Here is a 24,791-nt window from a genome sequence, read left to right as displayed (position 1 = left end):
TTATAGGACATTCAGCTCATTAATAAGACATGAATTTTACTTGAAATAAAGATGATGCCAATCTAAAAACAAAAAAAGCGCAGCCGGAGCTACGCTTTCATTCAGGGACAGTGCTTTATTTGTCTAAAGCTGCCTGACGTTTCTTGTACTGAATCGAGGCGAATACTGCCCAGACAATAAAAGCCACACCGATCAGACCGGTCACCACTTCTGGTACATGCAGACCGGTTCCGCTGGCAATCATAATGAAAGCCAGTGCACCGATGGCATAATGCGCACCATGTTCCAGGTAGATATAGGCATCCAATGTGCCCTGCTCAACCAGATAAATCGTCATTGAACGGACAAAGATCGCACCAATTGCCAGACCCAGCATGATGATGACCACGTCTGAGGTAATCGCAAAGGCACCGATCACGCCATCAAAACTGAAAGAGGCATCCAGGACTTCTAGATAGAGGAAACCACCAATACCGGCTTTCACTACACCCGTCGGTACGCCATTTTCATCATGACGAATGGCATTGCCATTTTCATCCACTTCAGGTTCACCACCGAGCATATGACTCAGCACCTGCACCCCGATATAAATCACAATACCCCAGATTCCGGCCATGGTCACGACCAGACGCTTGGCTTCACCGACATTGGCTGCCATGATTAACAAGGCCACCAGTGCAATAAAGACCGACATCGCCGGAACACTGGCCAGGTTGGATAAACGGCGTTCTACTCGTCTGAACCAGTGGGTATCCTTTTCTTCATCCAGGAAGAAGTTCAGGAATACCATCAACAGGAAAGCACCACCAAAAGCAGCAATCTCAGGATGATGTGCCATTAAACGTGCTGAATATTCTTTCGGATCATTCAGGGCCAGACGTACCACTTCCATAAAGCCCAGGTCTGCAGTCACTGCAACAATGACCACTGGGAAGATCAAACGCATCCCGAAAACTGCAATCAGAATACCGACTGTCAGGAACAGCATTTTCCAAAAATGATCCCAACCCCGTAGGACTGAGGCATTAACAACCGCGTTATCAAAGGACAACGACACTTCCATAATCGCTAAAATAGCGGTGATGGTTAGCGCTGTGAGCATGGTTTGCAGGCCTGCGTCAGGACCATGGGTATAACCCCAATACGCAGACAAACCAAGACACACGATCGAAAATGCAATCGAGAAACCAAAATGTTTCAACATACACAACGACCTTGGATAAATTAAATAAATGTATGGCTGCGAAAGAGCAGCAATACGAATAGGAAAAGTTAAGCTAATTATGAAACTTTTAGCGCATAAACCAAAGCACTTCCTGAGCCGTTTTATCTTATTTTCTGTTTTTAAAATTTGCCGATCTTTTAAACAGCCCGATCTTTGCTATAGTGCCGCATGGTTTAACTTGAACTGCGAAGGATTTTCAGCATGAGTTTTTCACAAGAGGTATGGCAACGTAATCTCACACTTTATCAGAAGACCCTGGCCCTGCCCTTTAATCAGCAACTGGCACAAGGTACTTTAAGCCGTGAAGCCTTTAGTCATTATGTGATTCAGGATGCGCATTATTTACTGGCCTATGGCCGTGCACTGGCCGTGTGTGCCGCCAAAGCTTTTGAAGCGGACGATGTAATCCAGTTTGCCGAGGCAGCCAAAATTGCGATTGTGGTGGAACGTAGCCTGCATGATGGCTTTATGCAAGATTTTGGCATTAGCAAAGAGCAGTTTGAAAATACCCCGCTGACTTTGGCGTGTCATCACTATACCTCTTATCTGACTTCGACCGCCTGGTCGGAAAGCTACCCGGTGGTGCTGGCCTCGTTGCTGCCTTGTTTCTGGATTTATGCCGAAGTTGGCAAAGATATTGTCGACAACTCTGCGCCGAATAATCCGTATCAGGCTTGGGTGGATACCTATTCAGGAGAAGAATTCCACACTGCGGTGCGGAATGTGATTGCGACCGTTGACCGTGTTGCGGCGCGTGTTGATGCCGATACACTAGAAAAAATGCATGCAGCTTATACGCATGCGGCCCGTCTGGAATGGTTGTTCTGGGACAGTGCCTTTGAGCAACGCCAGTGGCCTGGTCTGGATGAATAAGACGGACGAATAAAAAAAGCCCTGTTTAAGATAGGGCTTTTTGGTTATAGCTGATCAAAAAATTTCTACTGTCATAAACCGATCATAAAAACGGCTTAGTCTGAAAAAAACAAGGATAGAACTGGCCGGTACGCTAGACCTAGCTATAAGCCCCAAATTGCCGAACAATAATTGAGAATAATTATCAATTAATAAAATCAATCCCGGAAAGAGGCAGATGATATACACACTTTAGGCACCGAAGCGATTCGGGCATTTTTTACCCTGCAATGTTGCTGGCTCAATAATGAAGAAATCTATTTGGAACAAGGCTGTCCAGATTGTAGCTCGGCAGCGACTTATCTGATTTACCATACCAACACGCATATCCAGAAACATCTGCTGAAATTTATTGAAAAGTATCGCTGTCATCAGGCGCGACGTAACGATTTGCTCGACCTGGATTTTTTCCAAAAAGACTATGAGGACTTTCTGCACATTCTGGAAAATGAAGTCAATTTTTATGCACGTCTGCATCATGATGTGTCACGTGAACGCTGCTTTGAAGAGATCGAGTCTATCTTTGAACGCCATTATGCAATGGCTTATTAGGTATTGGCCTTGTACATGATCATTGTGAATATTTAGGCAATCGACTACTGCGTTTGTTAATGTTGTGATGAATTGACCAATCACCGACATAACTTGACGTTTAAAATACTTTTATTTGCACTTGAACATTTTTCATCCGGTATCATATAAGGGTTTTTGATGAATATTCTAGGATCCTTGCATGAGCCAAAGCCACATCCGTATTCGAGGCGCACGTACCCATAACCTGAAAAATGTGAACCTTGATATACCACGCGACAAGTTTGTGGTGATTACGGGACTGTCTGGTTCAGGAAAGTCCTCGCTTGCCTTTGATACCTTATATGCCGAAGGTCAGCGCCGTTATGTGGAATCGCTGTCTGCCTATGCCCGCCAGTTCCTCTCCCAGATGGAAAAACCGGAAGTGGATTCTATTGAAGGCTTGAGTCCAGCGATTGCGATCGAGCAGAAATCGACTAGCCATAACCCACGTTCTACTGTAGGCACCATTACTGAAATTTATGACTATTTACGTCTACTGTATGCGCGTGTCGGTACACCATTCTGTCCTGAACATGACTTGCCGATGGTGGCACAAACGGTCACTGAAATGGTCGATGCAGTCAAAGCATTAGAAGAAGGCACTGCACTGTTATTGTTAGCACCAGTCGTGCGCGAACGTAAGGGCGAATATACGGCACTGTTTGAACAGCTACAAAGCCAGGGTTTCGTCCGTGCCCGTGTGGATGGCGAGATCATGGAAATTGATCCACCACCAGAACTGGACAAAAAGAAAAAACATACCATTGAAGTCGTAGTTGACCGCTTTAAAGTACGTGATGATCTGGGCAACCGTATTGCAGAAAGTTTTGAAACCGCGCTGCGTCTTGGTGGCGATATCGCTATTTTGTCCTGGATGAAGGGCGAGCATAGCGATCGCGTGTTTTCAGCCAAGCACTCCTGCCCGCAATGTGACCGCGCGGTGGCTGAACTGGAACCGCGTTTATTTTCGTTCAACAATCCCTTTGGTGCCTGTCCGGTTTGTGACGGTCTGGGGACCCGCAGCCATTTCAGTGCCGACAAACTGATTCCCAATCCTGAAGTTAGTGTCAGTCAAGGCGCGATTCGTGGCTGGGACCGTCAGCGTCCTTACTATTACAGCATGATCCAGAAAGTCGCCGAGCATTTTGGTTTTTCTCTGGAAACTCCATGGAATGAACTGGATGCCGACACCAAGAAAAAATTTCTGTACGGCACTGGCAAAGAAAAAATTGATCTAAGTTATATCGATGAACGTGGCCGACGTCATAATCGGGTCATTCCTTTTGAAGGAATTTTGCCGCATCTGGAACGCCGTTATCGTGAAACTGAAAGTAATTATGTGCGTGATGATCTGGCGCAGTATTTATCCAATGCTGCCTGTGATGCCTGTGATGGTTCACGTCTGAATGAAATTTCGCGTAACGTGAAAATTCTGGACAAGACCATTGCTGACATTACCCGTATGTCGATTGGCGATGCTGAAAGCTATTATCAAGGTATTCATCTGGAAGGTGCACGTGGTGAAATCGCTGACAAGATTTTCAAGGAAATCCGTGAACGTCTGCACTTTCTGGTTTCGGTCGGCCTGAACTATCTCAGCCTGTCACGTTCAGCTGAAACTCTGTCTGGTGGTGAAGCGCAGCGAATTCGTCTGGCCTCACAGATCGGTGCCGGTTTGATGGGCGTCATGTATGTGCTGGATGAACCATCAATTGGTTTGCATCAACGTGATAACGACCGTCTGTTACAGACCCTGATCCGTCTGCGTGATCTGGGCAATACCGTGCTGGTGGTCGAGCATGATGAAGATGCGATTCGTGCCGCCGATCATATTATTGATATCGGTCCGGGTGCCGGTGTGCATGGTGGGCATGTGATTGCCGAAGGAACGTATGATGAAATTCTGGCCAATCCGGACTCGCTGACCGGAAAATATTTATCCGGAAAATTAAAAATTGAAGTGCCGAAAAAACGGATTCAACCGCCTAAGCCTAAAGAACAGATCAAGCTAATGGGAGCATCCGGGCATAACCTGAAAAAAGTCGATCTGACCATTCCTTTAGGTATTATGACCTGTGTTACCGGGGTGTCCGGTTCAGGTAAATCGACCTTGATTAACCGGACTTTGTTACCTTTGGCGGCGACCCAGCTCAATGGTGCCACCACTTTAACTTCGGAAAAGTTTGAATCGATTGATGGCTTGCAGTTCCTCGACAAAGTGGTGGATATTGACCAGAGTCCGATTGGACGTACCCCGCGTTCCAATCCGGCGACTTATACCGGCCTATTTACCCCGATTCGTGAACTGTTTTCACAGACGCAAGAAGCCAAGGCACGCGGTTATGCTGCCGGTCGTTTCTCGTTTAACGTGAAAGGTGGCCGCTGTGAAGCCTGTGAAGGTGACGGCATGATCAAGGTAGCGATGCACTTCCTACCGGATATGTATGTGCCATGTGATGCCTGTCATGGCAAACGCTATAATCGTGAAACGCTGGAAGTAAACTATAAGGGCAAGAATATTTCCGATGTCTTGCAGATGACCGTTGAAGATGCCATGCATTTCTTCGATGCGATTCCGGTGATTCACCGTCGTCTGGAAACATTACATCAGGTCGGTTTGGGCTATATACGTCTGGGTCAGTCTGCGACCACTCTTTCTGGTGGTGAAGCACAGCGTGTCAAACTGGCACGTGAACTGGCCAAACGCGATACTGGTCAAACCCTATATATTCTGGATGAACCGACCACGGGTCTGCATTTCCATGATATTGCCAAACTGCTGGATATCCTGCATCAGCTCCGTGACAAGGGTAATACCATCGTGGTGATTGAGCATAATCTGGACGTAATTAAAACTGCTGACTGGGTGGTGGATTTAGGCCCTGAAGGTGGTTCGGGTGGTGGTATGATTGTTGCGGAAGGTACGCCTGAACAGGTCGTGAAAGTCAAAGCTTCACATACGGGTAAATTCTTGAAGCCGTTGTTGAAGTGATTTTTTTAAATCCTCCCCAACCCTCCTTTGAAAAAGGAGGGAGTCTTCTTCTTTATCTGATGCCATATAGGACTTAGGGCTAGGGGAGATTTTAGCCATCCAATAAGCATGCTAAAACGGTGATTCATTCACCGTTTTTTTATCTCTCACTAGGCTATTGAACGAATCGCTTTAGCCAATTGTGCCAGTTCTTGATCATCTGCTCTTTGCGCATCATGCGATGAAATATAGCCCTCATAGGCATCGAAATATTTGTCGATTGAAGAATTCACGGATTGCCAATTCTCATGTATGCCTTTGGTCTGATGCATCGGAAATAATTTGGCATGCACATGATCGACACCAAAACCTTCAAAAATCATCCCTGTTCTGCCCACATCCTCAAAATAATAATCCAGCTTTAAGGCCACTTGTTTGGTATATAGCATCAGATCTGTCAAAACCTGATCATCCAGTTCGAATGCGTAGCTCGAATAATGCTGTTTTGGGATGACGACAGTCGCGCCCAAAGTATTGGGAAAGATGGTCAGAAAAGCCATAAACTTGTCATTTTCATCAATCAAATGACAGGGTATTTCATCCTTAACGATTTGACAGAAAATGCAATTTTTACTCATTTTAAATATTCCTGAAATTTTATAATTTTTTATTTATTTGAATAAATAGCGCTTATGCTGTCCTATAAAAGCCTTACTTTAAAATGTTTTTTTAATTTTAAGTCGTACGCTTATACTATTTAAACCTCTGCCACCGCATTACGTCCTTTGGCCTTTGCTGCAAACAAAGCATCATCTGCATTTGACAATAAAGCCATCCAGGACACGGCACCAATGGCAACCCCAATACTGACCGAAATCTGAATCTCGTCTCCTGCTGCAGTCACAATATGACGCTCAGCCACTTCAGCCCGGATTTTATCGGCCACAATCAATGCCTGTTCCATCTGAATATTTTCAATCAGTACCAGAAATTCATCGCCCCCATAACGTACCAGCAAATCTGTAGCACGGACATTGGCCTTTAAACGCTCGGCCACCAGCTGAATCACCTGATCGCCAATAATATGCCCATATTGATCATTCACCTGTTTAAAATGATCAATATCAATAATCATCAAACAGGTTTGGCTCAATTGACCCGGCTGATTTTCTATAAAACGAATATATTCTTCTAGCGCGAAACGGTTGGATAATCCGGTCAAGGAATCGGAATGAGCAATATTCTTTAAACGGAATTCCAGCGCATCACGTTCTTGCAACATCTGTTGCAATTTCTGAATGGCAGCGAATAAAGAATCAGAATGATTCACTTCACGCAGCCGCATATCAATTTTTTGACGACCCGAGTTTTTAGACAAACTCAACAACATGCGGCGTGCCTGAATCAGTGGCAAAAATACCTGTTTGCGTGCAAAGATCATGGTGGAAATCGCGGTCAGTAATGAAATCAACGATACCAACACGCTCCAGATCAAACGCTGCATATTGCTGTTCATTTCCTGAATAGCGGCATCTCTGCTGTATTGCAGCAGATAAGTTTGCAGGTCTACCACAGTCGCAAATTTATCCACGATCGCTTCAGTCAGCTCTGTTCCGCTCAAACGGTAATCACGTTGCTCTAGACTGTCACTGATCAGCTCACTGACAATCGGTAAGCCCTGCTGAATAAACTCGGTTTCTACCCGTCGATGTAAACGGATGAATTCCTCAGTCTTGTCTTGAACAGGTTGAATGGTATCAATCAAGGCCCACAAATAACGTACCTGATGTTGGGTCTGTAAAGAGCGGGTAATATTTTCAGTGGGAAGCGGAGCTTCAAAAGTCACATGCGCCATGATAGACGAGGCCACACGACCGGCCTGATCACGTAAATCAGATAAAAATAGAATCTGGCTAATATAGTTATTCAGAGAGGTGGATGAGCTATCTGAAGCCACTGCCACGTCACGCAAAAGTTCACGACAACTTTCCCAGGCAGCAAACATGGCCAGAATTACCTGATCAAGTTCTTGTGCACTACGTTGCTGACGTGGCATCCGGGTATAGGCATCAACCTGTGCACGCCCTTTTTTCAGGCTGATTTCAAGCTGTGAAAGTTGCTGACTCAGGTTGTTAAAACCGACCTCCGTCAAGACATCAGCCGTTTGGGAGAGCTGCCGATCCACCTGTTGACGATAGCTGATTAACTCTTGCTGATGCTGGGCAAATTCCTGCACCGAACTGGACATGGCTTTATTGGCAGGCGCACGCTCACGCGAAATTTTATTCGCCAGATCAGCGACCTGCTGTAAGGCATTCAATTGTTGATAGGTTTGTCTGGATTTTAAATAACTTTGACTGCTACTCACAATTAAGGGAATACAGATGCAAAGTAAACATAAAATAATAATCGACATCGACCAGTACAAACGTTTACTGATCCACTCAGAGCGTAAGGTATTCATGCTGTTGTATTACGCCCCAATATGACAAGCAAAGCTAAATAGATTGATTATTATACAAATAAAACAGGATGGTCTTAAAGCCTTTAGTCTCACTTCACTTATGTTTTTAATGAGTTTTTATCATCTATTATTTTTCAGATATTTAAGTTGGTTCATTTGCAACTTTAATGCAGAGTTTCGTGACCACAGCTCCCTATAAAGTCTTACAAAAACAAGGAAATTTAAGCAACTAAAAAAATATAAAAACTTGCTTTCTGCACTATTTACACCTGCAACAAATAGGTGCATAATGCACCGCATTAGGGCGAGTTAAATTATTCCTCAGCAGATATTTTAGTTTACCCGCAAATTTTGGCGAAAAAACCCCGATTTTCTATGAAAATCGGGGTTTTTTTTAGTTATTGAATTTTAGACCTATGTTTTTACTCTTCAATATGCACTATTTTGGTGCTTAAATTATTATAATATTTCTTTTCTTCATCTTGTTTTGAGTTGAAGGTTTTTTCACAAACAGAATGATCTGAAATAAAAAATGCTAGACAAAAAAAAGCCCAACCTTGGGGAAAGCTGGGCGATAAAACAAAAAATTGTGGAGAATCAGGCTAAATCACTATAAAAGTGTGAACTCTAACTTGATTTTCATATTATGTAAAATTCCCCTCAAAATGTAAAGCCGATTGCTCCAGTCAAGATTATAAAACATGCCCATTTAGCTCAAAAAACAGACACCTATTCTAAGATTCAAGCTGATGATGCTTTAAAATCAAGCAATCCAATCAAAGACCTGATGCGCCAGACATTTTGCACTTCTTGACACATTTATGAATTAACTCACCTATTATTAATTGTTTTAATAGATAAATATACTATAATTAATCGTATTAATTGATTAAAATAACAACATAATTTCTCCTTAATCTTTAGTCCCGATTCTATATTTAAAGTCTAGATTTTTGTTATACAAGAGTTTTTATATAAAATAGCTTCGGAGCCTAATACTTGAATTTTACACAAAATTAATACAATGATTTAGCTTAAAAAAATAGCGATTTCGAATTGGATTGACTTAATAAATTGTTACAATACAATATGTTCAAAAGTTGTACACATCTTGTAACAAAACGGTAAATATCATGAAAAAACTCGGTTTAGCCACTGCTTTATTATTAGCCATGACCGGTGCTCAAGCATATCAATTTGAAGTTCAAGGTCAATCAGAGTTCATCGACAACACTGTGAATGAACAAGACTTCACTGGTGCAGTTCAAGGTACTTACTACTTCAACAATGTTGATGCTTCTAAAGGTCCTTTAGCTGAAGCTGCTTTTTTAAACCAAGCATCTAATGTTTCTGCTGCTTATACATACGGCGAAGACGGACAAGAATTTGGTGACCGCACTGTGCACCATACTTTCGGTGTAAAAGGTGAAGCTTACATCCCAACTAACGTTGTTCCTGCTTATGCAAGCGCTTCTTATAGCCATACCATCGCGGATAACAAAGCGGGTAAAGCAGACGACAATGGTGACCGTTATGCACTAGAACTAGGTGCATTACTCATCCCTAACTTCTTGGTTGCTGTGGGTTATACTAGCGTTGCTGACCAAACTTCTTATGATGCTTTCAACATGTTTAACAACGGTGTTGCTAAAGCTGCTCTTGAATCTGGCACAATCAATGAAGACCAAGACGCAATTACTGCCCGCACTAAATATGTAGGCGCGATTGACGGTACTAACATGTCAATTGGTTTTGAAAGTGGCCTGGTTTATGGTGAAGATACCGCCTACAACTTAGGTACAACTCTTTTCCTTAACCCACAGTTAAGCGTTGGCGCATCTTATATGGAATCTAGCTTTGCTGGTTCTCCAGACAAAGCTTGGGGCGCGAACGTAAACTACTTCATCACTCCTGCTGTTGCAGTTGGCGCATCTTATGTAAATGCAAATGCTGAAGGCCAAGCACTGGATACACAAACGATTGGTGTAAATGCCAAATTCCGTTTCTAATTTCTGATTAGATTCTGAATCAAAAAAGGACGCATATTGCGTCCTTTTTATTGTTTTATGACTTCGTTTACTCAGGTGTACGTACCAGACTTAAGAAGTGCAAATGACGTTCATATTGGTCAATGATGTCCTGCAATAGATCTTCTTGCGTCCACTCCATCACATCATAACCCTGCCCACCTTCTCTTAAAAAGACTTCTGCCTGATAGGAATCTACGCTCGCATTCTCCAGTTCAGACATAAAGCTTGGACTTAAAGTCTGGGTGGCATTGACCTGATAGATAAAATTAATTTCATCCTGATGATCAACACGGAGCTGTATACCGTCTTCTAGCGGGCTAATCACCACGTGTAATCGGCGCCGTTTCAATTCACTTTGAAAGCTGAGAAATGCCTTATTCACTGTATTGTGAATATACTGCTGCACCTCTTCCTGAGTGTGCGGATAATGCATAATCAGGCCTAATCGCTGTTGCCAGCTGCGCGGATTCTGGATCGCACGCGGGGTAATCCGTGCGGCTTGCAGCGCATGCATTTTGGTAACATCCAGATGTAAGGCTTTGATTAATCCCCAGCACATCAGCAGCATAATGAAGGTAAATGGCAAGGCGCTCATGATCGTGGCCGATTGCAAGGCTTCTAAGCCACCCGCCAGCAAGAGGATGATGGCTAACAAAGCCATGAGCACGGTCCAGAATAGACGCTGCCAGGTCGGTGAATTTTCACTTTTTGCTGTCAGATAATCAGTCACCAATGCCCCTGAATCGGCAGAAGTCACAAAGAACAGCATCACTAGTAAAGTCGCAATGATACTGGTTACTGAGCTAAAAGGCAGATTAGCTAAAAATTCGAATAGAGCCACAGATGAATCACGCTGAACTGCCTCTAATAAGCCAGTATTGGCTTCATGCATAATGCTGTACAGTGCGGCATTGCCCATAAAGCCCATCCAGATCAGGGTAAATCCAGTCGGAATCAGCAATACACCCACGATAAATTCACGAATACTGCGGCCTTCCGAGACCCGGGCAATAAACATCCCGACAAATGGCGACCAGGAAATCCACCAGGCCCAGTACATGATGGTCCAGCCCCCAATCCAGCCACTTGGCTGATAGGCATACAGATTAAAGGTCATACTGAACAGATTTGAAACATACTGGCCGGCATTCTGAATAGTCGTCTGTAACAGATAAATACTCGGACCTGCCACAAAGACAAAAATCAGCAACAGCAGTGCAAGCACCAAATTTAGTTCAGATAAACGTTTAATTCCTTTGTCTAATCCAAAAAATACGGAAGTCGCCGCCATGGCACTGACCACAATAATCAAAATGACCTGAGTACTGGGTGCCTGTTCAATGCCAAACAAATAGTTCAAACCTGAATTGATTTGGGTCACCCCGAAACCAAGCGTAGTAGCGACACCAAATACCGTACCAATGGTGGCAAAGGTATCGACGCCATCTCCAATCGGTCCATAGATCTTTTGACCAATCAGCGGATACAAGGCCGAACGGATTTTTAAAGGCAATTGATGCCGATAAGCAAAATAAGCCAGCGACAGGCCAACGAGGGTATAAATGGCCCAGGCATGTAAGCCCCAGTGGAAAAAGGTGACCCGCATAGATTGTTGTGCAGCCAGTACGGTTTCAGGTTCACCGGCAGGTGGCGTGACATAATGCATCACCGGTTCGGCCACACCAAAGAACATCAGGCCAATCCCCATTCCTGCGGTGAATAACATCGCAAACCAAGAGGTACTGCTATATTTCGGCTGGCTATGGTCGGGCCCCAGTTTGATTTTGCCCATATCCGACAGGGCAATATAAACCAGAAGGATGAGAAATATCGCCACCGACAATACATAGAACCAGCTAAAGGACGTGGTAATCCACTGGTTCAGTTGCTGGGTAAAAACTGAAAAAGCATCGGGTGCAAATACGACCAACGCTAAAAATATCGCAATAATGGCGACAGTACTGATAAAAACATTTGGATTGATATTGGCAAAACAGGATGGTTTTGTGGAAGGCATACATCCTCCATTTTTTAAAAATTGGATCGACAAACAGCGTCAAATAATTATTGGTAAGGTCAAAATGATCAGACAGATTCAGTCTATGGGAGCTAGATCTCCTGCTATTTTAGGATGTGACACAAAATAAAGCCGTTAAGTTACTGTAACAAATACAATAAAAGGATGAGTCTCATTGCCCAGGCGGGTTTTCTCTATTTTTCACGTTCTTTTTATGCGGTAGACGTGCGATATATTGCAAGGCAATTAAGCGGGATACAATCAGCGCCAGATACATCACCCCGACAAACATCTGGATAATGGCTAGCATCCGTGCGACCGGACTGACCGGCATGATATCAGACAGTCCTGTTGCAGATTGCACACTGAAACTAAGAAAAATCAGATCCAGCCAGGGTTGATAGGCTTGCAGATCGGGGTCTGAAAAGCTGTACGGCACCAAGAGCTGGCAAGTACTGTAAAGAAAGGCAAAGCCCCAGGCCAGCAAGGTAAATACTGCGCCAGCGGCAAAGAGTTCATCCTTGGTCAGATAACGGTCATGAAACATATAACGCAGTAGGCCATAGGCTGCACTAAAATAAGCACCAGCTTCAAACAGGTGGGCGGTGACATGGATCCAGGTATAACGCAGTCCCAGCACAATCAAGGAGGAAAAGAGAATTGCGCCGGCGACAAAGCTGAGTCCTAAAATGGTAAACATCGGAGTCTGTCGAATGACTCTGGCAATCACCAGTAAAACCAGAACACCGAGTACCCAGGTTCCCGCCCGATAAGACACGCTTTCATAACTCAATACTGACAAGATCAAGATCAGCAATTGCAGGCACAACAGCCATGCCGAAGGCAGATGGGTAAAGCTGTTCCAGAACTGTTGCAGAGATTGCTTCATAATGCCCTTCTTGTTGCCCTTCTTGTTACTATGTCATGTAAGGAACACATTGTTATTGTTAGCAGCTTTTAACATAGCATGCTCAAAGCCGCTTGCAGATATTCGATTTGTATGAAAATTACTGAAATAGCACTGCATAAATCCAGCCAGCTCAATTCAATACGGCGTTTATACTAAAGAAAAAACTTGATGATATCTCCATAAAAAAAGCCCCCGACGGGGCTTTTTTAGCGTAGCGCAGATCTTAGTGATCCGATGCACCTGAGATACCAATACCAGTTTGTGAGCGTACAAACTGCGCATCAAAGGCTTTGCGTTCTGCCTGAGCCTGTGCCGAATTATCCGTCACAGAGAACAACCAGCAGCACAAGAATGACAATGGCATCGCGAAGATTGCAGGACCATTGAACGGGTTCACTGGCGTATCAGAAATACCCAAAGTATCGACCCATACTGCTTTAGACAGCACAATCAAGGTTACTGCGGTTACCAGACCGGCAACACCACCAATAACTGCACCACGTGTCGTCAAACCTTTCCAGAACATAGACAATACTAGTACCGGGAAGTTGGCACATGCCGCAACCGAGAATGCCAGACCGACCATGAAGGCTACGTTTTGTTTCTCGAACAGAATCCCGAGAATCATCGCGAAGATCGCAAGACCTAAAGTCGCAATCTTAGACATACGTAGTTCCGATTCAGGCGTGGTTTGGCCTTTCTTCAACACGTTGGCATACAAGTCATGCGAAATTGCTGAAGCACCTGACAGGGTCAAACCTGCAACCACTGCAAGAATCGTGGCAAATGCAACTGCAGAAATAAAGCCCATGAACAGGTCACCACCGACTGCATCAGACAGGTGCACCGCCGCCATGTTATTACCACCCACCAGCTCCAGCTTGCCAGTCACAGCCATTTTCGCAACATCAAGGAATTGCGGGTTGTTCGATACATATAGAATCGCACCAAAACCAATGATGAAGGTTAATAGGTAGAAATAACCAATAAAACCTGTAGCAACTACGACTGATTTACGCGCTTCTTTGGCATCTTTTACCGTGAAGAAACGCATCAGGATATGTGGCAGACCTGCGGTACCAAACATCAATGCCAGACCTAAAGAAATCGCATCAATCGGATTAGATGCCAGACTACCCGGACCCATGATTTTGGTCGCATCTGTCAGGCTCAAGTCATGTACTTTTGAGTAGACACCAATCGCCTGTTCAAACATGTTGGTAAAGCTGAAGCCCACACCTTTCATAACCATGAATGCCATAAAGGTTGCACCAGACAGCAACATCACCGCCTTGATGATCTGTACCCAAGTGGTTGCCAACATACCGCCGAACATCACGTAGGCCATCATCAACAAGCCAACGATCACGACTGCAATATTATAGTTCAGACCGAATAGAAGTTTAATCAGCTGACCTGCACCCACCATCTGTGCAATCAGGTAGAACGCAACCACAACCAGCGAGCTTAAAGCAGCCAAGGTACGTACCGGTTTTTCCTGTAGACGGAAAGACACTACGTCTGACAGGTTGTATTTACCCAAGTTACGCAGACGTTCTGCCACCAGGAACAATACGATCGGCCAGCCCACCATGAAACCCAGTGAATAAAGCAAGCCATCAAAACCGGACAGGAACACCATCGCGGAAATACCCAGGAACGATGCAGCTGACATATAGTCACCGGCAATGGCCAGGCCATTCTGGAAACCGGAAATACCGCCACCGGCCGTATAGAAGTCTTTGGTATTGGTGGTTTGTTTTGCTGCCCATTTGGTAATAAACAGCGTAGCACCTACGAAAATCACAAACATGATAATCGCATGCCAGTTGGTCGCCTGCTGTTCTGCTGCACCCAGATCAGGACCAGCGAATGCAACGCCTGAAGCCACTGTCGTGGTCGCCAGGGCAATAAGAGAATTCCATTTCATCTTAGTGGTGTCCTTTTTCATGCGCAATCGCTTCGACTTCACGGATTGCTTCTTCAGTCAATTGATCAAGTTTGTTATTGGCAATGTAGGAATACACACCACACAAGATAAACGACAGGACAATGATACCTAGACCAAGTGGAATACCCCACGTGGTCACACCACCTGAAATTGAAGACAATAGAAATTCTTTGTTGTAACCAACCAGCAACATGAAACCCACATAGACAAATAGCATAATGCCGGTCAACGTCCAGCTGAGCATACTTTTCTTGCGGACCATTTCCTTGAATTTTGGATTTTGTAGAATACGATCTACTTGTACCTCATCCATAATTACTCTCCTGTAGCCCAACCTTGGGCTGCCTATTTTTTAATTTGAATTATCACTGTTGCAAGTTAACAATAATCGTAGGTGCTTGTAATTTAGACTTTGGTCGTTAAAAAATAAGCAATTTAAACTGTAGCGTTCACGATGCGTTATCATAGCGGCATGCTCAGTACACATCAGGCTATATGAACAGTTGGCTCATCATAGGGGTACTCGCCCTCTATATCGCATTACTCTTTATCTGCGCTTTCTACGGGGAAAAACATGCCAGCCGGCTGAGTACCCGTGGGCGCATGCTATTGTTTAGTTTAACTTTAGGAGTGTACTGCTCCTCCTGGACCTTTTATGGTGCCACGGGTGCTGCGGTACGTGAAGGGATTATTTTCCTGCCGATCTATCTGGGTCCGCTGCTCTTTGTTGCTGTCGGCTATGACATCTGGCGCCGTCTGGGACGGGTGAGACAACATCATGCCATTTCTTCGATCGCTGACTTTGTCGCAGCACGCTATGGTAAAAGTGGTCCCCTAGCATCGCTGGTAACCATTCTGGCAGTGGTGGCAATTGTGCCCTATCTGGCCTTGCAGTTACGTGCGATTGCCTTAAGTGCCGCCGTCATTCTGGAACCTTCCGCAGGTGTAACCGGCACGACCAATGGCGTGCTGTTTCTAACTGGGGTTCTGGCAATACTGGCGATGATGTTTGGTACCCGGCAGATTGCCAATACTGAACAGCATGGCGGGCTGATGCTGGCCGTAGCATTTGAGTCTTTTGTTAAACTCTTCGCCCTGTTGGCAGTCGCCTGTTTCTTTATGTTTGAAGCACCAGAAAATCTGGCACAGATCAGTAGCGATATCAGTACCACTTTTCATGATGTGCAACTGTTTGGCGTACCACAAAGTTTCTGGATTCAGACCCTACTGGCGGCACTGGCGATTATCTGCCTGCCGCGCCAGTTCCATGTGGCGGTGGTTGAGCTACGTGATGAAAAACATATTCGTGGTGCGCGACGCTGGTTCGCGGTCTATTTGATTCTGACTACCTTGGCGATTATTCCCATTGCCAGCTGGGCACTACATGCTGCACCGCAATACCTGGCGATTCCGGATGTGGCGGTCCTGTCCTTGCCACTCAGCTATAATCAGGACTGGCTTACTTTATTAGCCTTCTTAGGCGGTTTTTCTGCCTCTACCGGAATGCTGCTGGTGTCTTCCGTGGCACTGTCAATCATGCTCAGCAATGACTTGATCATGCCGGCGTTGTGGCGTTTAAAGCTGATTTCCCGGCATGACAAACGCTTGCCGCTGGTGCTGAAATTTACTCGCCGGGTCTGTATCCTGGGCGTGATGTTGATGGGCTTCCTGTTCTTCAATTTCTTTAATGATATTGACCAGTTGTCGGTTTTTGGTCTGTTGGCCTTTAGTGCGGTGGCACAATTCGCCCCTGCCCTGATCGGTGGCCTGTACTGGCGTGGCGGTAGTAAACAGGGTGTCTATGCTGGACTCCTGACCGGTTTTGCCTTGTGGGCTTATACCCTGCTGTTTCCAACCATTTTGCGAAGCCTGCCAGAAGCCTATAGCAGCTTTAGCCAAAGCTTGCTGAATCAAGGGCCTTTTGGCTGGAACTGGTTAAGACCGGAAGCCCTGATCGGTTTTGAGTCTTTTGATCCACTGACGCATGGCGTAGTTTGGGCACTGGGCTTAAATACCCTGCTGTATATCTGGATTTCCCGTATTTTCCGTCCGAGTATTGCCGAACAGATTCAAGCCGAAAGTTTCTTCTATTATGAAACCAAGCCACTACCCTCGCAGAGTCCTTCTAACGAGGTCAGCTATTCGCATCAGGATGTCGCCCGTTTAAAAGTCGGTGATCTGATTACCCTGGCTAAACGCATTACCGGCGAAGGCCCAACCACACGCGCTTTCCAGCAGTTCTGCACCCAAAACAGTGTTGAGCTGAATGAAAACAGCAGTGCCAATGGCATGTGGTGGCGTTTCACCGAACAGTATCTGGCGGGGACTATCGGGGCAGCCTCGGCACGTACCCTATTGACCACAGCTATGGTTAATAATGGTTTGGCATTGGGTCAGGTCGCCAATATTCTCGATCAGGCCTCGCAATGGCAACGCTTTAATCAGAACCTGATCATGACCATGATTGATCACATGACCCAAGGGGTCAGCGTAGTCGATGAAAACATGTGTCTGGTCGCATGGAACAATCAGTATCTGAAACTGTTCGATTATCCGACCGATATTGTCTATGTCGGTTGTCCGATCGCCGACCTGATCCGTTATAATGCTGAACGTGGTGAATGTGGCCCAGGCTCGGTTGAAGAACATGTACGGAAACGGATTCACTGGATGCAGGTCGGCAGTGCCCATGAATTTGAACGGATTCGTAAAGATGGCAGGGTGATTCAGATGCGCGGTAATCCGATCGAAGGCGGTGGTTTCGTAACGACCTTCGCAGACATTACCGCTTTCCGTGAAAATGAAGCCGTGCTTGAAGCCCGCGTTCAGGACCGTACCCAGCAGCTGGCCGATGCATTGTCCGAGCAGCAACTGGCGCGTGAACAGGCCGATAAGGCCAATATGTCAAAAAGCCGCTTCATTGCAGCCGCCAGTCATGACCTGTTGCAGCCAATGCATGCCGCGCGCCTGTTCAGTACCGCACTCGAACAAAGCGTGCAAAATGACGAAGACCGCAAGACCTTGCAGCAACTGGATCGTGCCTTGCATGGTGCAGAAAGCATGTTGTCTGCCCTCTTGGATATTGCCCGACTGGAAGGTGGCACCATTCAGCCGAAACGTCAGGCTTATCCACTGCATGACCTGCTCAGCGATCTGGAACTCCAGTTCAAATCCATCGCTGCACAACGTGGCATCAAGTTCAGTGTGTATGATGCACAGTTCTGGATTGATACCGATCCACAATGGATTCGCCGCATTATCCAGAACTTTGTCAGCAATGCCCTGCGTTATACCGCCAAAGGTAAAGTGGTGGTGGGTGTGTTACGTTCAAGTAGCAGACCAAATCATATCCGCATTGGTGTCTGGGATACCGGACCTGGCATTGCTGAAGAACAGCGCATCAAACTGTTTCAGGAATTTGAACGTTGCGGCCACACCTCGCCTTGGGGTGAACAGGGTCTGGGCCTAGGTCTGGCGATCGTACAACGCATGACCAGTATGCTGGACTATCCGGTACATGTGTCTTCTGCGCTGGGCAAAGGCTCCTGCTTTATGATTGAAGTACCTGTGATTGAAGTACCGAAAGTCGTCGCAGCACCCGTTCAGGCCGTACCTTTAAAGAGCAAAGCCTTTAAGATTCTGTGTCTGGATAATGATGAAACCATTCTGGAAGGTATGTCGACTTTATTGACCAAATGGGGTTATCAAGTGTTTAAAGCCACCGAACCTGAGCAAGCAGCCATGCTGATTCAGCAGGAAAATATTCAGGTTTGGCTGGTGGATCAACATCTGAATCAGGACAAGATCGGTCTGGATTTCATTCTGGAACATCGTTCAAAGGATATTCCGGTCGCCTTGATTACCGCCGACTCCGATCCGGAATTACCGCAACGTCTGAAAGAGCTGAACATTGTTCTGCTGAAAAAACCGCTGAAACCGGCATCATTACGTTCATGGTTATCTGGACTGAAAATTTCCGACTCCTAAGTAGATAACGATCTGATCAATGCCCATTTCACACCCTGAAATGGGCATTTTTTATACTCAACTGCCACATAAACTTACCTAGCTTGCATAAAATTTATTCTAATGTGCTAAAAGCAGCAAATATGCCGAAAATACAGCTGAATAAATTGACCAAAATGCTCATTTTTTAATTCACTATGGCAAAAACTGACGAATGTATTAATGTACATGTGTACACTTAGTTACAATTAATTATCTTATTGTTTTTAATAAAAATTAAAGAGTAATTTTCCACTACTATAACTTTAGTCGTATTTTTATCCCTTGTACTTGGCTCTAAAAATAGAGGAATAAGAAACGATCAGTTCCCATCTCATGCAGCCTTAATTTTTTGGTCGCTGATCTATTTCTGCATATCGGAGTTCTTCACATGAACATAGATCAAAACCATGGCCTGAATCAGACCCAGCAGTTTCACCTTCAATATGGCGCCAATGCCTTATTGCCAAGCATTGACTGGGCACAGATCTTTAAATACAGCAAGCTGAATGATGCCCAGTATCAGGCACTGGAAACGCTGTATCAGAGTGCAGTCCCTCTGGCACTGCAAGTCTTTGATGAATTACATTTTGATGTCTTTGAACCTTATGCCTACAAGCCGCAAGGTCTGGGTCTATTTGAAAAGATTGCTGAACAGGAAGACAAGCTGATTCAGTCTTTAGAAGCTGAAACAGAGGATCTTCCGACAAAGACCCGTCATCAGATCTGGAGCATGTTGCTGCGTGGTGGCGCGGTACTGGTCTTTAAGGCCTGGCTGGGTAAAGTCAAAAATGAAGAAGATTGTCTGGACACCAGCCAGTTTGATGAGCTGTCTGATCTGTTATTTATCAAAACCTGCCCACATGAACTGGCACAACGTTTACATGTCGATCCGAATACGCGCGATGAACATGTCTTCCTGATGTATGACAATGAAGTTTATCTGGATCGTTTTAACAGTCTGGAAACTGCAGCACTATTTGTCGATCTCGGTGTTTATGATGCGACTTTCCTGAGTCTGCGTGATGATCGCGTGGCGGAATATCTGAAATCGAAAGGTTATGTCACCGAAGAGCAGATTGACGAATTGCAATGTGCGTTAAATCCTTTGTTTTGTGATGATTTCACCCGCAAACAGGATTATATCGCCTAGCTGATTCAGGCTTTTGCACTCAATTTTGCAGATTTTGCCCATAAAAAAAGACCTCCAAGGAGGTCTTTTTCAATTCGACTATGCAGAACTTACATTTTGCGGTCTTCAATATTCAGTGCATTAATGGCCAATACCGCTTGTGTCCGGTTTTGTACGCCAAGCTTACGGAAGATTGCAGTCACATGCGCTTTAATCGTCGCTTCTGATACATCCAGTTCATAAGCAATCTGCTTGTTTAATAAACCTTCAGCCACCATCATCAATACCCGGAACTGTTGCGGCGTCAAAGACTGGATCCGTTCTGCCAAAGCCGTTTCATCGGCAGCACGCGGATCAAAATTCATATTGGCTGGCAGATTTGGCGGTAACCAGATTTCACCTTCCAGCACTTCACGAATCGCTTCACCGATATGGCTTGGGTGGGCAGATTTAGGAATATAGCCCATCGCACCATGTGCAATAGCACGCTGGATGATGCTGACTTCTTCATGTGCAGACACGACAATAATCGGTAAAGACGGATACTGTGCGCGGACATGCACGAGGGCAGAAAAGCCGGAAGCGCCCGGCAGGTTTAAATCCAGCAGCACAAGATCAGGCTCAGGGCCATTTTCTAGACGTTCATAAAATTCATTGACTGCCGCAGTTTCATGAATCTGGGCTTGTGGCAGGCTATAACGTACAGCTTGAATCAAAGCATGACGAAATAGTGGATGATCATCAACGATTAAAATATTCATAGGCAACGTGAGAGAGATCTTGGCACGGTAGTCCCTATTCTAACCACACAACCCGGTTAAGGATATGCAAGACACTACAATTTTTAAAATAATATGCAGTTTTTCTTCAAAATTGCCCATTTTTGCACTATTGCAATAATTGTTTAATTCTCATCACTTTTTTATATATCACTTATTCCTCACTGAAAAAGCTTATCTTTGTTCAATATAAATATAAATATCATTCACTTACCCACAAAACCTTCCTTAAAAATCAGGCCTTTGTCGTATATCGCAAAATCAGATAACTTTTCAGCTTTTCGTTATTTTACAGCCCTTCGCTGAATCGGGATTAATAGGGTCATTCCGAGATTATCCCTATTTTTCAGGTTCTAAATATGTCTAATTTTAATGCGCAAAAACCCTTAAATATTGTTGCCGTATCTGGCGGTTTAAATCATCCCTCAAAAACCGAAGCCTTGGTTCAGGCCATTCTGGATGAGCTGGGTGAAGCGACACCGATCAATGTGCATTTCATTAAATTTAGCGAAATTGGTTCGCTCTTGGGCGGTGCAATTTACCGCAATCAGTTGCCACAACGCGTTCAGGATGACCTGGCAGCAGTAGAAGCCGCAGATGCGCTGATTGTGGGCACTCCTGTGTACCGCGCTTCATTTACCGGCCTGTTCAAGCATTTCTTTGACTTTGTCGAGCAAACGGCGCTGGTCGATGTTCCGGTATTACTGGCGGCCTCTGGTGGCAGTGACCGTCATGCGCTGGTGCTTGAACATCAACTGCGTCCCTTATTCAGCTTCTTTCAGGCACAGACTTTACCGATTGGGGTCTATGCCACCGACCGCGATTTCACCCCTGAATATACTATTCACAGTGAATTGCTCCGCGACCGGATTACCCTGGCTGTGGCGCGTGCATTGCCGATTCTTGAATGGGCACCAGCCAAGGGACAACGTGCTGAAGTCATCAAAGAAAAAACCATTCAAGCGAGTCAAAATCTGGGCATTAACAAGCAGATCGAACAGGAAGAAGTGCTGCCTTCAGCAGCCGTGCCGAGCCTGGATGCCGCAGAATCGCGCTTGCACAGCAAGAAAGCACCAAAGACTCAAGTGGCTTGAACACAGCATTGCAGAGGGTGATGAATATGTCGAATGATAAAAATATCGTATTTGCCTATTGGGTGCCGAATGTCAGTGGTGGCCTGGTGGTTAGTAATATCGAGCAGCGCACCGACTGGAGCTATGACTATAACGTGCGTCTGACACAAACCGCTGAACAGGCAGGCTTTGATTATGCTCTGACCCAGATCCGTTTTACTGCCGGCTATAACGCAGAAAACCAGCATGAATCGGTCAGCTTCAGTCATGGCATTCTGGCCAAAACTGAACGCCTGAAAGTCATTGCCGCGATTCTGCCGGGTCCATGGAAGCCGGCACTGGCTGCAAAACAACTGGCGACGATTGACCATCTGAGCAATGGCCGGATCGCGATCAATGTGGTCAGTGGCTGGTTCCGCGGTGAGTTTGATGCCATTGGTGAAGAATGGCCGGAACATGACGAGCGTTATGCCCGTTCGGAAGAGTTTATCCGTAGCCTGAAAGGGGTCTGGAGCCAGAATAACTTTAATTTTGAAGGTAAATATTATCAATTCAAAGACTATACCCTGAGTCCAAAACCGCTACAAAAACCGCATATTGAAATCTTTCAGGGCGGCAGTTCCCGGGCAGCACGTGATATGGCTTCTCGCGTATCTGACTGGTACTTCACCAATGGCAATACCCCGGAAGAGCTGAAAAAACAGATCGATGATATTCGTGAAAAAGCCAAGGCAAATCATCACTCGGTGAAAATTGGTGTAAATGCCTTTGTGATTGCACGCGATAGCGAAGAAGAAGCCCAGGCCGTCTTGCAGGAAATTATCAGCAAGGCCAATGTGCAGGCGGTAAAATCTTTTGGTGAGGCCACCCGTGAAGCCGGCGCAGCAAGTCAGGAAGGTGAAGGCAACTGGGCCAAATCCACCTTTAAAGATCTGGTGCAATACAATGACGGGTTCCGCACCAATCTGATCGGGACACCGCAGCAGATTGCTGAACGGATTATCGAACTGAAAAAAGTTGGCGTTGATTTGATTCTCTCAGGCTTCCTGCATTTTATTGAAGAAGTCGAATATTTTGGCCAGAAGGTGCTGCCTTTGGTCCGTGAGCTTGAAGCACAACAGGCAACGCCTGTGCAGCAAGAAGAAGCTGAGCCCGTATAATCATTCCAATAAATCTCAGCAGACTCACTCCCTCCCTCAAGGCTCGGCTTGGGGGATTTTTTTATGTGATAAAATTGTTGTCTGGCTAGGTTTGAGACCAGCAATTCCTTAAAATTCTGCACTAACGACTTTCCAAGAATTTTAACAATGCAACTGATCTGGTTTCGTCAAGACCTCCGCATTCATGATCATGCCGCGCTCTGGCATGCCACCCAGCAAGGCAGCTGTATAGCACTGGTGGTGCTCTCTCCTGAACAATGGAAGCTGCATCAGGATGCCCGGATTAAAATCGATTTTTATCTGCGCCGCCTCGACGTCTTAAAGCAGCAGTTAGCGCAGCTGAATATTCCATTAATCATTTTAAATGTTCCCTTATGGCAAGACCTGTCTGCCGAAATGCGAAGTCTGTGCCAAAAACTGCAGATTGATACGCTACATGCCAATATTGAAGTGGGCGTGCATGAACTGCAACGTGATGCACAGGTACAGCAGATACTGGAACAGCAGCAGATCCGGGTCGAGCTGTATCATGATCGCAGCCTGTTTCCACTGACCAGTATCCGCAATCAGTCCAATCAACCCTATCAGGTCTATAGCGCATTCAAGAAAAAGTGCTATGAGCGACTGATTCAGAATATACCAGGCTGCTATCCTGCCATTCAGCCTCAAGATCCGCTTGAATTACCAGACCAGCTGACCAGCTTTGATCTGCAAAAATTTGCGGCTGATTATTCTGTCGATCATACTGCCCAGCTCCGGCCTACAAAAGATCAAGCTGCCTTTGAGCTGCTCGATGATTTTATCGGGGAGAAAATGGTTCACTATAAAACCGAGCGAGATCTACCTGCAGTCGATGGCACCAGTCGCCTGTCACCGTATCTGAATATAGGCATCCTCTCAATCCGTCAATGTATGCAGACCCTGTTTAAGGATGGATATTTCCAGATTGATGATATCGGTCAGCAGACCTGGCTGGATGAACTGCTCTGGCGCGAGTTTTATCTACATACCCTGTTTGATTTTCCCCGTGTATCCAGACATCGGCCTTTTAAGGAAAATACCGATAAAATCCAGTGGCGCAATGCACCTGAAGATCTGGCTGCATGGCAACAAGGACAAACCGGGATTCCGATTGTCGATGCCGGTATGCGGCAAATGCGGGCCACTGGCTGGATGCATAACCGGGTGCGCATGATTACTGCGATGTTTCTATGTAAAAACCTGCTGATAGACTGGCGCTTGGGAGAAAGCTGGTTCATGCAGCATCTGATTGATGGCGATTTGGCAGCGAACAATGGCGGTTGGCAATGGTGTGCCTCGACCGGCATGGATGCCGTACCTTATTTCCGGATTTTTAACCCGGTCAGCCAGTCACAGAAGTTTGACCCGAATGGGGATTATATTCGCCGCTGGGTGCCGGAACTGGGGCATCTGGATGCTAAATCTATTCATGAACCCTATGCCAAAAATCCGGATCTTGAACTGGATTATCCAAAACCGATCGTGGATTTAAAAGCCTCTCGTGTAAGAGCGATTGAAGCGTTTAAGCAAATTTAAAACCAAATTTTTCATCCCGAATAAAACAGCCT

The 24,791-nt window shown here is 45.5% G+C and carries 17 protein-coding genes; 9 read left to right on the top strand and 8 right to left on the bottom strand.

The annotated features are described in order from the left end of the window. Positions 1-115 precede the first annotated feature (115 nt). Positions 116-1,204, bottom strand: a complete 1,089-nt coding sequence (locus tag FTV42_RS07080; protein ID WP_180038231.1) for a DUF475 domain-containing protein — start codon at positions 1,202-1,204, stop codon at positions 116-118. A 222-nt stretch (positions 1,205-1,426) separates the two neighbouring features. On the opposite strand from FTV42_RS07080, the gene tenA reads away from it, so the two are divergent. The 3 genes from tenA to uvrA all read left to right on the top strand — a co-directional run bounded on the left by tenA (position 1,427) and on the right by uvrA (position 5,702). Continuing rightward, positions 1,427-2,098 carry a thiaminase II gene (gene tenA / locus FTV42_RS07075; protein WP_180038229.1) on the top strand — a complete coding sequence of 224 codons (672 nt, stop codon included), beginning with the start codon at positions 1,427-1,429 and terminating at the stop codon, positions 2,096-2,098. A gap of 222 nt (positions 2,099-2,320) precedes the next feature. Continuing rightward, complete coding sequence (locus tag FTV42_RS07070) at positions 2,321-2,689, top strand: hypothetical protein (RefSeq protein ID WP_004729209.1); 369 nt, start codon at positions 2,321-2,323, stop codon at positions 2,687-2,689. A gap of 181 nt (positions 2,690-2,870) precedes the next feature. Beyond that, on the top strand, positions 2,871-5,702 hold the full coding sequence (uvrA, locus tag FTV42_RS07065; RefSeq protein ID WP_005105373.1) for an excinuclease ABC subunit UvrA: 2,832 nt from the start codon (positions 2,871-2,873) through the stop codon (positions 5,700-5,702). A 149-nt stretch (positions 5,703-5,851) separates the two neighbouring features. Here uvrA and FTV42_RS07060 read toward each other — a convergent pair whose 3' ends face one another. Together FTV42_RS07060 and FTV42_RS07055 are read right to left on the bottom strand one after the other, a co-directional pair. Next, on the bottom strand, positions 5,852-6,319 hold the full coding sequence (locus FTV42_RS07060; RefSeq protein ID WP_180038227.1) for an HIT family protein: 468 nt from the start codon (positions 6,317-6,319) through the stop codon (positions 5,852-5,854). Between the two features lie 119 nt (positions 6,320-6,438). Further along, on the bottom strand, positions 6,439-8,145 hold the full coding sequence (locus FTV42_RS07055) for a diguanylate cyclase (RefSeq protein ID WP_180038225.1): 1,707 nt from the start codon (positions 8,143-8,145) through the stop codon (positions 6,439-6,441). Between the two features lie 1,133 nt (positions 8,146-9,278). Here FTV42_RS07055 and omp33-36 point away from each other — a divergent pair. Further along, positions 9,279-10,154 carry a porin Omp33-36 gene (omp33-36, locus tag FTV42_RS07050; RefSeq protein WP_180038248.1) on the top strand — a complete coding sequence of 292 codons (876 nt, stop codon included), beginning with the start codon at positions 9,279-9,281 and terminating at the stop codon, positions 10,152-10,154. A gap of 67 nt (positions 10,155-10,221) precedes the next feature. Here omp33-36 and FTV42_RS07045 read toward each other — a convergent pair whose 3' ends face one another. From FTV42_RS07045 to FTV42_RS07030, 4 genes are all read right to left on the bottom strand, one after another. Beyond that, positions 10,222-12,192 (bottom strand): choline BCCT transporter BetT, encoded by a 1,971-nt coding sequence (locus FTV42_RS07045; RefSeq protein WP_180038223.1) that lies wholly within the window; start codon positions 12,190-12,192, stop codon positions 10,222-10,224. Between the two features lie 172 nt (positions 12,193-12,364). Then, entirely contained in the window at positions 12,365-13,081 is a 717-nt protein-coding gene (locus FTV42_RS07040; RefSeq protein ID WP_180038221.1) for a two pore domain potassium channel family protein, read from the bottom strand. A gap of 244 nt (positions 13,082-13,325) precedes the next feature. Then, positions 13,326-15,032, bottom strand: coding sequence for a cation acetate symporter (locus FTV42_RS07035; RefSeq protein WP_005261570.1), 1,707 nt, complete (start codon positions 15,030-15,032; stop codon positions 13,326-13,328). Position 15,033: 1 nt separating this feature from the next. Further along, the gene (locus tag FTV42_RS07030; protein ID WP_004281374.1) at positions 15,034-15,366 is read right to left on the bottom strand and encodes a DUF485 domain-containing protein; all 333 of its coding nucleotides are present in this window, start codon (positions 15,364-15,366) and stop codon (positions 15,034-15,036) included. A gap of 182 nt (positions 15,367-15,548) precedes the next feature. Here FTV42_RS07030 and FTV42_RS07025 point away from each other — a divergent pair, with 182 nt between their 5' ends. Both FTV42_RS07025 and FTV42_RS07020 read left to right on the top strand, forming a co-directional pair. After that, positions 15,549-19,040 carry a PAS domain-containing hybrid sensor histidine kinase/response regulator gene (locus FTV42_RS07025; RefSeq protein WP_180038219.1) on the top strand — a complete coding sequence of 1,164 codons (3,492 nt, stop codon included), beginning with the start codon at positions 15,549-15,551 and terminating at the stop codon, positions 19,038-19,040. A 409-nt stretch (positions 19,041-19,449) separates the two neighbouring features. Continuing rightward, positions 19,450-20,211 (top strand): hypothetical protein, encoded by a 762-nt coding sequence (locus FTV42_RS07020; RefSeq protein ID WP_180038217.1) that lies wholly within the window; start codon positions 19,450-19,452, stop codon positions 20,209-20,211. An 89-nt stretch (positions 20,212-20,300) separates the two neighbouring features. Here the strand turns inward: FTV42_RS07020 and FTV42_RS07015 are convergent, their stop codons facing one another. Next, positions 20,301-20,951 (bottom strand): response regulator transcription factor, encoded by a 651-nt coding sequence (locus FTV42_RS07015; protein ID WP_004281370.1) that lies wholly within the window; start codon positions 20,949-20,951, stop codon positions 20,301-20,303. Positions 20,952-21,328: 377 nt separating this feature from the next. On the opposite strand from FTV42_RS07015, the gene msuE reads away from it, so the two are divergent. From msuE to FTV42_RS07000, 3 genes are all read left to right on the top strand, one after another. Next, positions 21,329-22,063, top strand: coding sequence for an FMN reductase (msuE, locus tag FTV42_RS07010; protein WP_004281368.1), 735 nt, complete (start codon positions 21,329-21,331; stop codon positions 22,061-22,063). A 26-nt stretch (positions 22,064-22,089) separates the two neighbouring features. After that, positions 22,090-23,202, top strand: coding sequence for a dimethylsulfone monooxygenase SfnG (sfnG, locus tag FTV42_RS07005; protein WP_180038215.1), 1,113 nt, complete (start codon positions 22,090-22,092; stop codon positions 23,200-23,202). A 147-nt stretch (positions 23,203-23,349) separates the two neighbouring features. Further along, entirely contained in the window at positions 23,350-24,759 is a 1,410-nt protein-coding gene (locus FTV42_RS07000) for a deoxyribodipyrimidine photo-lyase (RefSeq protein ID WP_180038213.1), read from the top strand. The last annotated feature ends 32 nt before the right edge of the window (positions 24,760-24,791 follow it).

This window comes from Acinetobacter sp. YH16052, assembly GCF_013417155.1.
Taxonomy (GTDB): Bacteria; Pseudomonadota; Gammaproteobacteria; order Pseudomonadales; family Moraxellaceae; genus Acinetobacter.
The sequence above is the reverse complement of the archived record's forward strand: the minus strand, read 5'-3'. Positions and strand labels throughout refer to the sequence as shown.